The sequence below is a fragment of the Cellulomonas sp. PS-H5 genome, assembly GCF_019265565.1.
Lineage (GTDB): Bacteria > Actinomycetota > Actinomycetes > Actinomycetales > Cellulomonadaceae > Cellulomonas.
This window is the reverse complement of record NZ_JAHVCI010000001.1, coordinates 160,045-172,316: the sequence shown is the minus strand read 5'-3', so window position 1 is coordinate 172,316 and position 12,272 is coordinate 160,045. Positions and strand designations below refer to the sequence as shown.

At 77.6% G+C, this 12,272-nt stretch carries 10 protein-coding genes, 1 tRNA gene and 1 pseudogene; 4 read left to right on the top strand and 8 right to left on the bottom strand.

What is annotated here, in order from left to right:
* Positions 1-208: 208 nt before the first annotated feature.
* From J5O08_RS00730 to glp, 5 genes are all read right to left on the bottom strand, one after another.
* On the bottom strand, positions 209-361 hold the full coding sequence (locus J5O08_RS00730; RefSeq protein ID WP_218704930.1) for a hypothetical protein: 153 nt from the start codon (positions 359-361) through the stop codon (positions 209-211).
* A 196-nt stretch (positions 362-557) separates the two neighbouring features.
* Positions 558-633, bottom strand: a tRNA-Ala gene (locus tag J5O08_RS00725).
* Positions 634-694: 61 nt separating this feature from the next.
* Positions 695-1,831: a hypothetical protein gene (locus J5O08_RS00720; protein ID WP_218704929.1), complete on the bottom strand. Its 1,137-nt coding sequence runs from the start codon at positions 1,829-1,831 to the stop codon at positions 695-697.
* Between the two features lie 150 nt (positions 1,832-1,981).
* Entirely contained in the window at positions 1,982-2,587 is a 606-nt protein-coding gene (locus tag J5O08_RS00715; RefSeq protein WP_147795702.1) for a GNAT family N-acetyltransferase, read from the bottom strand.
* Entirely contained in the window at positions 2,587-3,810 is a 1,224-nt protein-coding gene (gene glp, locus J5O08_RS00710; RefSeq protein WP_218704928.1) for a gephyrin-like molybdotransferase Glp, read from the bottom strand. Before glp ends, J5O08_RS00715 begins: the two co-directional genes overlap by 1 nt.
* 103 nt (positions 3,811-3,913) lie before the next feature.
* On the opposite strand from glp, the gene J5O08_RS00705 reads away from it, so the two are divergent.
* Complete coding sequence (locus J5O08_RS00705; protein WP_147795700.1) at positions 3,914-4,552, top strand: 5-formyltetrahydrofolate cyclo-ligase; 639 nt, start codon at positions 3,914-3,916, stop codon at positions 4,550-4,552.
* Positions 4,553-4,723: 171 nt separating this feature from the next.
* Positions 4,724-4,816, top strand: a pseudogene (locus tag J5O08_RS21460) (FmdB family zinc ribbon protein); the annotation flags it as partial.
* A 62-nt stretch (positions 4,817-4,878) separates the two neighbouring features.
* On the opposite strand, the gene J5O08_RS21455 reads toward J5O08_RS21460, so the two are convergent.
* Complete coding sequence (locus J5O08_RS21455; protein WP_308281224.1) at positions 4,879-5,079, bottom strand: hypothetical protein; 201 nt, start codon at positions 5,077-5,079, stop codon at positions 4,879-4,881.
* 121 nt (positions 5,080-5,200) lie between these two features.
* Here J5O08_RS21455 and J5O08_RS00695 point away from each other — a divergent pair, with 121 nt between their 5' ends.
* Together J5O08_RS00695 and mscL are read left to right on the top strand one after the other, a co-directional pair.
* Positions 5,201-6,001 (top strand): SAF domain-containing protein, encoded by an 801-nt coding sequence (locus tag J5O08_RS00695; protein ID WP_308281209.1) that lies wholly within the window; start codon positions 5,201-5,203, stop codon positions 5,999-6,001.
* A 40-nt stretch (positions 6,002-6,041) separates the two neighbouring features.
* Positions 6,042-6,632 (top strand): large conductance mechanosensitive channel protein MscL, encoded by a 591-nt coding sequence (mscL, locus tag J5O08_RS00690; RefSeq protein WP_217615134.1) that lies wholly within the window; start codon positions 6,042-6,044, stop codon positions 6,630-6,632.
* A 253-nt stretch (positions 6,633-6,885) separates the two neighbouring features.
* On the opposite strand, the gene J5O08_RS00685 is transcribed toward mscL, so the two are convergent.
* Positions 6,886-7,059 (bottom strand): hypothetical protein, encoded by a 174-nt coding sequence (locus J5O08_RS00685; protein WP_218704926.1) that lies wholly within the window; start codon positions 7,057-7,059, stop codon positions 6,886-6,888.
* A gap of 352 nt (positions 7,060-7,411) precedes the next feature.
* Entirely contained in the window at positions 7,412-12,184 is a 4,773-nt protein-coding gene (locus tag J5O08_RS00680) for a hypothetical protein (protein WP_374225895.1), read from the bottom strand.
* Positions 12,185-12,272: the final 88 nt, after the last annotated feature.

Genomic DNA, 12,272 nt, shown 5'->3' with positions numbered 1-12,272 from the left:
CCTGCTCCGCGCGGGCCTGAAGCTCCTGCGGAAGGACACCGACGCCGAACGTGAGCACCTGCACCAGGCGAAGCTGTCGATCCAGCGTCGGCAGCGCAAGCTCCTCGAGGCCCACTACAACGACGCCATCGGCATCGACATGCTCCGCACTGAGCAGCAGCAGCTCACCACCGAGCTCAACGCCACCACTCGCCGCCTGGACGCCCTCTCAGCGGACTACACCGAAGCCGACCGGCTCATCACCCAGGCCCTCGACCTCGCGCAGCACTGCGCGAAGCTTTACCGCGTCGCACCCGAACACGTCCGCCGCATGCTCAACCAGACGCTCTTCGAGCGTCTCGACGTGATCGAGGACACACACGGCACCCACCGTATCGAGGTCACCTACAACGAGCCCTACGGGATCTTCTTCAGCGCCAGCACCCGCGACCTCGTCGCACAGACCCGCTCCGCCATCCCCCAGACACACGAAGAGCCCGCCGTTGCCGGCGGGCTCTCCCTGAACTTGCTATCTGATGAGCTACTTACTCGTCTGTCGGGTTCGAGTAAGAGCGTCGTGGTGGAGCTGAGGGGATTCGAACCCCTGACCTTCTCATTGCGAACGAGACGCGCTACCAACTGCGCCACAGCCCCTTGAAGCGGTGATTAGCCTAGCACCCGTTCGAGGGTGCTCACGACACGGCTGGTCGCGGTCCTACGCGCCGGCCGCGCGGCGGCGGGCGAGGACGGCGTTGAGGTCGATCGAGCCGGTCGGCTCCTCGGTCGCCGGGGCGGTGACGCCCCCACGGGCCGGGGCCGCGTCGGAGGGCGCGGGCGCGCCGGCGGGGGTCCCGTCCGCGGGTGCGGCCGACGGGGTCGTGGACGCCGGGGCGCCGTCCGTCCCCGTCGCCGTGACCGCGGTCTGCGCGGCCGCGGGGACGGCCGCCTCGTCGGGGGTCGCCGTCGTGCGGCGCACGGGCGCGGCGTGCGTCGAGCCCTCGACCTCGCCCAGCGGGGCCGGCTCGCGGCGCGGCGCGGGGGCCTTGGTGGCGTAGGTGGGCCGGGGCACGGCGACCGGCGTCCAGGTGTCGCCCTCGCGGCCGCCGTCCCGCACCCGGGTCGAGGTCCGGACGGGGGCGTCGGCGCGCACCCGCTCGATCGCCTGGGTCTCGGTGAGCGACGGGCGCACGGCACGCCCGGCTGCGCCCTTGCGGCCCGGGCGGGCGGCCCGCTCGCGCAGCGGCGCGGTCGCCTCGTGGATCCGGCGCTGCCACTCGTCCTCGGCGAGGCGGCCCTGCACGACGGCGCGGCGGCCGAGGCCGAGCACCCCGGCGAGCAGCACCGTGGGCACCACGCCGGCGAGCACGCCGAGCGCGGTCACGCCCGCGACGACCCACCCGACGACCGTGGCGGCGAGCAGCACGCCCGCGAGGGCACCGCGCCGGCGCGCGGCGGCGCCACGGCGGGCGGTCGCGGCGGCGTGGGCGGCCTGCAGCTGCGCGGCACGACGGGCGGCGTCGGCGCCGATCCTGTCCTGGGTCCCGTGCGGTCGGTCCACCTCGGCCCCTCCCCTCTCCGTCGTCGCGAGCCGGTTCCCCGTCCCCGGGGTCAGCAGCCCGGCCCGCTTCTCCACCGGGCCGCAGTCCTGCCGGACCCCGCCCGCCACCTCCGCGCGCCGCCGGCGGCCGGACCCCTCCGGGCCGGTCACGGCGAGCACCCGCAGGGCGTCGGAGAACCGGTCGTCGGTCCGCGACTCCAGCAGCTGCTGCCGGTGCCGCAGCTTGTGCGGCACCAGGTACGCGATCCACAGGCCGACCACCACGAGGGCGGCTGGTCCGGCGAATTCGTACACTCCACGACGGTAGGTGCGGCGCAGGCACCGGCCCCGGACCCGTCGCGGCGTGTCGAGCGGCCCGCCGCGTGAAAATCACACCGATGTCATTCGGCGAGCCGAGCACAGCCTGCCACACCCGGACGAACCCGGGCAGAGCGGACGGATCGGTCAGACGTCCGAGGACCGCCGCGCGTGCCAGCGCGCCAGCAGCCCGCGCGGCACGTCCTCCGTCGTCAGGGCGAACGTGCGGTGGTCGCACCACGCGCCCTGGATGTGCAGGTACCGCTCGCGCAGGCCCTCGTCCCGGAACCCGAGCTTCTCGACCACGCGCAGCGACGGCCGGTTCTCCGGGCGGATGTTCACCTCGACCCGGTGCAGCCCGAGCGCGGTGAAGCAGTGGTCGGTCGCCAGCGCAACCGCGGTCGGCGTGATCCCCCGGCCCGCGACGTGCTGCGCGACCCAGTAGCCGACCGACGCCGAGTAGAGCGACCCGTAGGTGATCCCCGAGACGGTGAGCTGGCCGACCAGCTCCCCGGCGTGCTCGATCGCGAACGGCAGCGACGTCCCGGAGCGGGCCTGCCGGTCGAGCGTCCGCACGAACTGCCCGAACGTCGGCCGCCGACCCGTCACGGGCTCGGGCGACGTCGCATCCCAGGGCTCCAGCCACGCCGCGTTCACCGCGCGCAGCCGCATCCACGCGGCCTCGTCGGACCGCCGCAGCGGCCGCAGCCGGACGTCGCCGTCGGTGAGGGCCACGGGCCAACCGCGCGGCATCAACCCTCCAGCACCAGGCAGTGCACGACCTGCCCGGCGACGACGGCGGAGTCCTGCTCCCCCACGACGGCGAGGGCGTTGGCGTGCGCGAACCCGGTGATCGACGGGACGGCGGGGTCGCCGACGGGCGTGACGCGGTACCCCTCGCCCGGGGTGCCGACGACCGCGGCCGGCACGAACTGCCGCACGCCCGCCGGAGACGGCCAGCCGACGTCCGCGCGCGCCGTCACCGACGGCCGGAACAGGTCGGTGTGCCCGGCCATCGCCCGCAGCGCGGGGCGGACGAACACCTCGAACGCGACTTGCGAGGCCACCGGGTGACCCGGCAGAGCGAACAGCGGCACGGCGTCCGGCCCGTCGCCGAGGGTGCCGAACCCGTGCCGGAAGCCCGGTGCCATCGCCACCTGGTCGAACCGCACCGTGCCCAGCGGCGCGAGGACGTCCGCGAGGGTGTCGTGCTGCGACTCGGACAGCCCGCCCGTGGTGACCACGACGTCCGCGCGCACCAGCTGGTCCTCGAGCGCCTCGCTCAGCACGGCGCGGTCGTCCGGCACGACGCCCGCCCGGACCGGGGTCGCGCCCGTGTCCCGGACCGCCGCCTCGAGCGCGTGGCCCGCCGACTCGTACACGCCGCCGTCGCGCGGGGGCGTGCCGGGCTCCGCGAGCTCGGAGCCGATCGAGACGATCACGACGCGCGGCGCGGGGTGCACCCGGAGCCGGCCACGACCCGCGGCCGCGGCGGTCGCGAGCTGCCGCGCGCCGAGCCGGGTGCCGGCCGCGAGCACGACGGTGCCGCGCACGGTGTCGGCCCCGACGGCGCGGACGTGCTCGCCCGGCACCGGCACCCGGTGCAGGGCCACCCGCACGGCACCGCGGTCCGTGTCCTCGGCCGGGATCACCGCGTCCGCGCCGGCCGGCACCGGGCCGCCCGACGCGATCCGCACCGCCTGGCCCGGCGCCAGCCGCAGCGCCGCCGGGTCGCCCGCGAGCACGTCGTGCGCGACCGGCAGCACCAGGGGCGCGCCCGGGGCACCGCCGCGCAGGTCGCCGGTCGCCACCGCGTAGCCGTCGCGCGCGGCGACCGGCCGGGCGGGGACGTCCGCCGGGGCCACGACGTCCTCGGCGAGGATCGTGCCGGCCGCGTCGGCGAGCACCACGTCGAGCGGGGCCACCGGTCCGACCCCGGCGAGCACCGCCGCGAGCTGGTCCTGGACGGATCTCATGCCCGCATCATGCCCGGCCATCGCGGCCCGCCGCCCACCGGCCGCGCCGGTTCAACCCCTTTGGTCCTACCCGGTGCGGGGGCGATTTGCGAGACTGGGTGCCATGAGCGCCGCTGCCCAGCCGTATCCGCACGTCTCCGACGGCAGCAGCATCACCGAGGTGAAGGACGAGTTCCGGGCCGCGATCCGCGCCGCGCGCCGCGCCCGGTCGCCCCGCCTGCGGGCCGCCGCGGCCGAGGCGTTCGTCGACGTCGTCCAGACGATCCCGGTCCTCGCGGACGCCGGGGTGGTCGCGGCCTACAGCGCCCGACCGACCGAGCCCGACACCGGCCCGCTGCTCGACGCGCTCGCGGCACGCGGCGCGCGAGTGCTGCTCCCCGTGCTCGGCGCCGGCCTGCAGCGCGAGTGGGCGTGGTTCGCGGGACGGCACGACCTGCTCGAGCGAGCCCCCGGCCGCCCGCCGGAGCCGTCCGGCCCCTCGCTCGGCGCCGACGCCATCGCGGAGGTCGACGTGATCGTGGCGCCCGCGCTCGCCGTCGACACCGCCGGGAACCGGCTCGGGCAGGGCGGCGGCTGGTACGACCGCGCGCTCGCGCACGCCCGCCCCGGGACGCCCGTCGTCGCGCTGGTGTTCGCCGAGGAGCTCTACGACGCCGGGACCCGGCCGCTGCCGCACGAGCCGCACGACCGGACCGTCGACATGGTCGCGACGCCCGAGCGCTGGGTCCGGCTGGGCGGCTGAACGGGGGGCGCGCAGGGCCCGCCTCCGGGGCCAGCGCGGACGCACGGCGAGGAATATCGCGGGCGCGCGTATCATTGGCACTCGGACAGAGGGAGTGCCAGGGGCGCGGGCGGGTCCGCCCGGCGACCGGCTCCCCGTCCACCCAGGTCACGTCATCCGCGGGAGACAGCAGTGCCCACCTACGCCTACACCTGCACCGAGTGCGGCCACGCCTTCGACATCCACCAGTCGTTCAGCGACGCGGCGCTCACCGAGTGCCCCGCCTGCGGCGGGAAGCTGCGCAAGGTGTTCTCCTCCGTCGGCGTCGTGTTCAAGGGCTCGGGCTTCTACCGCAACGACTCGCGGTCGACCTCCAGCTCCACGACCTCCGCGAGCAGCAGCAGCTCGTCGTCGAGCACGTCGTCGTCGAGCACGTCGTCCTCGTCGACCACGAGCACGTCGACCCCGGCGCCGGCCGCGTCGACGTCGTCCTCCACGAGCGCCGCGAAGCCCGCCGCGAGCTGACGCCCCGGGCCGTTCGCGGCCACTCCGCCGGACCCGCGCCCCGAGCGGGCGCCGAGTCCTCCACAGCCTGGGCGGGCGCGCGCCGTCCCCAGCCGGCCGGCCGGCGGGGCGCCGCCGTCCCGTGGGCTGCCTAGCGTCGGCGTCGTGCCTCTCACCGACCCGCTCTCCGCGGCCGCCCGCCGCCGGCTCCGCCTGCTGACCTGGCGCGCCCGCCGGCCGGTGGCCGCGCTGTGCGCCGGGCTCGCCGCCCTGCTCGCCGTCGGGCTGGTCCGTCCGGCCGACCCGCCCTCCGCGCGGGTGCCGGTCGCGGCGCGCGACCTGGCGGTCGGCACCGTGCTGGCGCCCGGGGACGTGCGGCTCGCGGAGGTACCGGTCGCGCTGCTGCCGTCGGCGCTGGCCGACGAGTGGTCGGCGACCGGGTCGGAGGCAGACGCGTCCGCGGCCGCGGACGGGCGCGCCGGGGACGACGGAGCCGACGCCGCCGGTGCCACGGTCGACGGGGCGAGCGACGCGGGTTCGACACGGTCGTCGGCGGTCACGGCCCTGACCGGGCGACGACTCGCGGTCGCGGTGCCCGCGGGTCTGCCGCTCGTGGCCGAGCTGCTCGTGGACGACGCCGCCACCGGGCCCTCCGGGACCGTCGTCGTGCCGGTGCGGTTCGCCGACGCCGGCGTCGCGGACGTGCTGGTGCCGGGCATGCGCGTCGACGTCGTCGCGGCCGCGCTGCACGACGGCGACGAGGCGACCCGGCTCGCCCGAGCGGCCGTGGTGCTCGCGCGGCCGGGCGGGGACGACCCCGGTCCGGGCACCGGCGGCGGGCTCCTCGGCGGCGGCGCGACGTCGACGGAGAGCACGCCGGTGCTCCTCGCGGTCGACCCCGACGAGTCGGTCGCCCTGAGCGGCGCGGCCGCATCCCGTGTGCTCAGCGCGGTCATCGTGGGATGATGCGGACATATCGCCGCAGCACACCGGGGGACCTCACCGCATGAGCGACGCACTGAACAAGGGCCTGCGCACCGCGACCGAGGGCGCCAGGGGCGCCGGCAAGGTCCTGCAGGGGTTCAAGGACTTCATCTCTCGCGGGAACGCGATCGAGCTGGCCGTCGGCGTGGTGATCGGCGCGGCGTTCAGCACCGTCATCGCCGCCATCCAGAACGGGTTCATCTCGCCGCTGATCGCGATGATCTTCGGCAAGCCGGACATCTCGGAGATCTGGGTGATCGGGCCGATCAACAAGGCCACGATCGACATGGGCCTGATCCTCAACGCCCTGCTGCAGTTCCTCATCACCGCCGCGGCGATCTACTTCTTCATCGTGCTGCCGCTCAACAAGCTGGCCGAGCGCCGCAAGCGTGGCATCGAGGCGGAGCCCGCGCGGCCGTCCGAGGACATCCTGCTGCTCCAGGAGATCCGCGACCTGCTGGCCGCCCAGTCGAGCCCGGCGCTGACCCAGGACACCGCGGGCTCCCCCGCACCCGGGACTGCCGGGACCTCCGGTGCCTCCGGCCCCGCGGCCCCGGGCGTCACGGGCCGCTCGACCGGCACCGGCGACCCGGGCCACCCGCCCCTCGCCTGACCGCCCTCCGCCTCACGCGCCGGCGCTCCCGCGCCACCCGGTCCCCGCCCTGACCGCCCGCCCGCTCACGCGCCACCCGCCCCCGCCCGACGAGCCGGTCGCCGCGCCCGAGCGGCACCGGTCGCTCGCGCCGAGATCGGTGCTTCGCGTCCAGATCGGTGCTTCGCGTCGAGATCGGTGCTTTGCGCCGAGATCGGTGCCTAGAACCACCGATCTCGGCCGGAAGCACCGATCTCGTCGCAGCCGGCACGGGTCACCAGTGCGGCGGGACGTCCCGGCGAAGGCGGTCGTCGTTGGAGTCGCCGCGGTCGTCGCCCCAGCCCGTGTCGGAGTCGTCGGCGCTGCGGCTCGGGATGAGCGGGGAGTCGTCGACCGGACGGCGGGGTCGGTCCGTGGGCTCGGGGCCCGGCTCGGTCGGAGTGGTCACCCGCCCAGTGTCCCACCCCGCGCCCCGACGACACGGGCGGCGCCGCCCGACCCCCGCCCTCGCCCGCTCGCCGAATCCGGGACATCCGCCCCCCGCCGAGCCTCGCCCGCGACCGCTTCGCCCTCCCCGATCCCGTCGCCCAACCGTCGCCGAGATAGGACCTCCGCTCCGAGATAGGACCGTCGACGGTCCTATCTCGGCGAGACGGTCCGATCTCGGCGGAGCGGTGACCGGCGCTGCGGTCCTGGGCTGTCCCCGGCGGCCGGCCCGCGCACCCTGACGCCTCGGTCCTCGGCGCACCCCGGTCCGCGCGCCGGGAACCCGCGCGCCGCCCGCGGCCGACGCGACGCCGTCAGCGGGTCGCGCGGGTGACCGCGGCCGAGACGACCGAGTCGACCCGGGCGCCGCGGCGGGTGATGCCGAGCTCGGCGCGGAGGGCCGCCGCGAGCTCGTCCGGGGTGCGCTCGGTGCCGTCGGACACCAGCCAGGCGACGAGGTCGTCGAGCTGGTCGTCGGAGTAGGCGCTGATCGGCAGGCCCGGTCGCACGTCGGGGCGTGGGCCGCCCGGGACGGCGAGCGTCGGCTGGACCGCGCGGACGGCGCCGGTCATCGGCGCGGCCGCCTCCATCACGCCCGGGATCTGCGCGGCGGTCGCCGGGGCGGCCGACGAGGCCGGGCGCTCCTGCGACGAGCCGGCACCCGGCGCACCCGGCGCATCGGGCGCACCCAGCGCATCGGGCGCCCCCGCCCCCGGCGCCGCCGGCGGGGTCCACCGCGCCGGCGCCTCGGGCGTGCTCGCCGTCCCCGAGGCGCCCTCGCCGCCGCCGTCCTCGTCGTCCGCCGACGTGTCCGGCACCACCGTGATCGCGCCGGTCGCGTCGAGCACCCGGCGCTCGCCGGGCCGCGCGCCGCCGCCCGCGGGCAGGTCGGCACCCGGGACGACGGCGAACCCGGTCAGCGTGGGCGCGGGCCCGGTGCCGTCGTCGTCGAGCAGGGGCGCCGGGACCAGCAGCCGGGCGCGCGCCCGGTCGGCCTCGGCCTCGGCGAGCCGGCGGTCGGCGACCGCGTGCAGGGCGCGGCGGATGCGGTCGACCTCGGCCTCGGGGTCGAGGAACGCGGCGGCCGACCAGACGCGCAGCACGCTCCAGCCGAGGCGCTCGAGCCGCTCGGCGACCTGGCGGTCGCGCACCCGGACGCTGGGCTCGTGCAGGTAGGCGTCGTCGTCGGTGAGGACGGCGACGAGCAGCTCGCCCGGCAGGTCGGGGTGGCCGACGGCGAGCGGCAGGTGCAGCCCGCCCGGCAGGCCGTGGTCCAGCTCGACGACCAGCCCGTGCCGCCACAGCCGCTCGGCGAGGTCGACGACGAGACGGTCGGGCGCGTGCTCGGCCGCGGGGGCCTTGACCTCCTCCGCCACGGCCGGGGCCGCGGCCTCCTCGGCGGCGGGCGTGCCGTCCGCGTCGTCGGACGCGTCGGTCCCCTCGACCGCCGCCTCCACCTCGGCCGGCGCCGCCGCGATCGCCAGGTCCGTCTCCCCCGCGGCCCGCCGCTCGGCGAACCGCAGCAGGTCGGCCAGCAGCCGCGGACCCGGGCCGCGCAGCCGCTCGGGGTCAACGTCGCCGACCGCGAAGCAGGACACGACGTCGAGCCGGTGCCGGGTGACGCCGAGCGCCGCGAGCAGCAGCGCATCGCCGCCGGGCCCGCTGATCGGCCCGAACCGGTGCAGCACCCGCCCGTGCGGGGTCCGGCCGAAGCCGAGCGACAGGATGAGCGCGTCCCGGCGCAGGCCGGCGACGTTGGTCAGGTCGGTGACGACGAACGGCTCGGGCCGCGCACCGTCGAGGCAGGCGGCCAGCGACGGCGAGTCCCGGACCTGCGCGAGCACGGCCTCGCGGATCTGCGCGGTGTGCACGGGCGACGCCGTGACGACGGCCAGCGACTCCTCGCCGTGGGTGAGCGCGTGCTCGATGACCAGCTCGACGACCCGGTCGACGTCGGCGCGGGTGCTCTGCACGGCGCCGGACCCGTCGGGCATCCCGGTGCCGTCGACCAGGTGGTGCCCGACGGCGGCCGCGCTCGTGGGCAGCGGCGTGGGCGACAGCACGTCGGCGTAGCCGTGCGCGGCGAGGAAGGCCGTGAGGTACGGGTCGCGCCGGGACGCGTCCGCGCGCAGCGGCACGGTCGGCAGCACGTCGGCGAGCTCGCGGACGGCGGTGCCGGACGCGCACCGCCGGTCTCCGACGACGACAACCTGGCGGCCGCGGGCGATCGCGGGCAGCGCGACTTCGACGGGCAGGTGCGCGGCCGCGTCGAGGACCACGAGGTCGACGGTCCGGGTCGCGGGCAGCACCTGCGGCACCAGCATCGGCGCGGCGGCGAGCACGGGCCGCAGCCGGCGGGCGACGTCCGGGTACCGCTCGAACGTCTCGCGGAGCCCGGTCAGCCGCTCCTCGACGAGCTCGGCGAACAGCGCCTCGGTCTGCTCGGTGTGCGCGGCCATGGTGTTCCGCACGTGCGCGGCGGCGCGGGCGCGCACCGGTCCTGCGAGCGCGGCGGTGTGCGCGACGTCGAGCTGCCGGTACTCGGCGGCCAGCCGGCCGAGGGTGCGGCCGTCGTAGCCCGCGAGGGCGGGGTCGGCGGCGAGCAGCTGCTCGAAGACGGTGCTCCACCAGGCGAGCTCGAGCTCCGCGGGCACCAGCCCGGCCGGGACCCGGCGCGTGGCCAGGTCGTCGAGCAGGTCGTCCAGGCCGGCGGCGCGCAGCGACCGGAGCAGCCGGGTGCGCTCGGGCAGCCGGGCGAGGGTGTCCCGCGCCGCGACCAGCCGCCGCGCGCGGTCCAGGACCTCGCCGATCGGGCGGTCGAGCAGGTCGGCGCCCTCGGGGGTCCCGGCGAGCACGACGGCGAGCGCCTCGACGTCGGCGCGCACCTCGCGGTGCTCGGCCTCGATCTCCCCGAGGCCCTCGGGCAGCCGCGGCCAGCCGCCGGCGGGGCAGTGCTCGGCCCAGATGGCGCGCTGCCGCTGCACGTCGAGCAGCGCGGCGTGCAGGTCCGCGACCGGGCGGCCCGGTCGCAGCAGGTCCTTGGCCTGCTTCTTGAGCCGCCGGCGCAGCCAGTAGCCCATGGGGGTGCCGTGCTCGGCCCGCCAGGCCTTCGACGCCGTGGCGGCGACCATGTCGGCCGGGCTCCGCTCGAACACGATCGGCTGGAACACGTCGAGCGCGCCGCGGACGCCCGCGAGCACCTCGAGCTGCTCGGCCCAGGTGGCGAGCGTCGTCGCGGTCGTGAACCCGGTGACCTCGGCGACCTCCGCGATCCGGCGCTCGACCCGGGCCAGCCCGTCCTCGCCGGCCAGGCGCTCGGCGCGGCGCAGGGCGTCCGCCGCCTCGGCGTCGCTGAGCAGGGCGGCGCCGTACCAGGGCGTGTCGACCGGGCGGAGCGTGAAGGCCCCGGCCTCGGCGGCCTCGCGCAGCTCCGCCCCGACGGCGGCGCGGCGCGCGGCGTCCAGGGTGCGCGCGACCTCGGCGGCCAGCCGGACCGTGGTGCGGGGCGCGGGCCGCTCGGCGGTGAGCCGGGCCAGCGCCTGGAACGCGTCGTAGGCGGACGCGCCCCAGGGCTCCCGGACCCGGTGCAGGCCGTCGACGTAGCCGCGCAGCCGCTCCCGGCGCTCGACCAGGGCCCGGCGGAGCTCGCCGGTCGCCGCCGGGTCGCCCGGGTCGACGTCGAGCGTCATCGCGCCCATGAGCCGGCGCGACGAGGCGGCGCGCCACGCGGCGTCGGGCGCGACGTCCAGCAGGACCTCGCCCACCCCGAGCTGCTCCAGGCGCTCGCGCAGCGCGACGGCGGCGCGACGGTGCCCGGGGACGTACAGGACGGTCCGGCCCTCGGCCGCGGCGTCGGCGACCAGCGCGGCCAGGGTGCCGGTGACGTCGCTGTCGGCGGGGGCGTCCACGAAGACGTGCGACCCGCCGGCGACCACGTCGAGGACGTGCTGCTGGGCGGGGTCCAGGTCGCCCACCCCGCGCTCCAGCGCCGGGTCGCGGTCGCCGCGGGACGGCTCGGGCAGGGCGACGTCGAGCGCGGCGACGGCCTCGGGGACGCCCGCCAGCGCGGCGACCACCTCGTGCCGGTCCAGGGCGGATGCCAGCCGGTCCAGGTCGTCGACGAGCACCTGGCCGGGGTGCACGAACGTGCCGACGACGATCCGGTCGACGAGCTGGAAGTCGTCGAGGACCGCGGTGCCGAGCGAGGTCAGCCGGGTGATGGCGTCGCGCGGGTCGAAGCCCGACCCGGTGAACGCGCTCCGGGCGACGGCGCCGGGGTCGAGCAGCGCCCCGCGCGAGCGCAGCGCGCGGGCCAGGACCGGGTTGACCTCGAGGGACGGCTCGAGGGTCAGCTCGTAGTCGCTCTCGGCAGTGCCGCGGGCGCGGAGCGAGACCGGCCGGAGCAGCACGGGCGCGCGCACCTTGCGGGCGGTCGGGGCGGGCGCGTCGTCGTCCGCGGCGACGCCGTCCGGGCGCGCCGCCGACTCCCGCGTCGCCGTGGCGATCGCCGCGACGTCATCGGTCGCCACGTCGGGCGTCGAGTGCTCGGTCCAGGAGGCGACGCCGATGGCCAGGTAGGTCGGCGCGATGCCGTACTGCTGCGCGTAGGTCCCGGCGCGGGCGGCGACGGCGCGGGCCCGGCGGCGGGCGGTGCCGAGCGCGGCGCCCTCCCGGACCAGGTTCGACAGCCGGGTCTCCCGCCCGGCGAACAGCTGGGCGATGCCGGAGGGGTGCGCGGCGGACAGGTCGAGGGCGGCGTCGCCGAGCAGCTCGACGTCGGCCAGCGTGGAGCCGCCGGCCGCCTCGACGAGCGCGGCGCGCCAGGTGCCGGCGGCGCCCTCGACGAGCTCGGCGGCGGACGGCGGCTCGACCAGCACGGGTCCGGCCGGGGTCGCGGGGTCGGTGGGGTCGGACATGGGCGTCTCGCCGTCGTGCGGGGTGTCGCGCCGGGGCGCGGGGCCGTCGGTGCCGGTCCCGGCGGTCGGCCCACCGGCGGTCGTCTCGGGGGTCGGCGGCGTCACCGGCGCGGCCTCGGCGGAGGCGGCCGGCTGCTGCCCGGGGACGGAGCGGCGCGCAGGGACCTTCACCCGCAGCACGCTAACCGGGACTCCCCCCGACCGCGGGCGTGACGCGCCGCCGAGGCGGGTGATGACGCGGAACTCGCCGGCCGGGACG

Coding starts and splice junctions, on each gene's coding strand:
- J5O08_RS00705 (WP_147795700.1), top strand. CDS start 3,914: ATGAGCGCCGCTGCCCAGCCGTATCCGCACGTCTCCGACGGCAGCAGC.
- J5O08_RS00715 (WP_147795702.1), bottom strand. CDS start 2,587: ATGCCGCGCGGTTGGCCCGTGGCCCTCACCGACGGCGACGTCCGGCTG.
- glp (WP_218704928.1), bottom strand. CDS start 3,810: ATGAGATCCGTCCAGGACCAGCTCGCGGCGGTGCTCGCCGGGGTCGGA.
- mscL (WP_217615134.1), top strand. CDS start 6,042: ATGAGCGACGCACTGAACAAGGGCCTGCGCACCGCGACCGAGGGCGCC.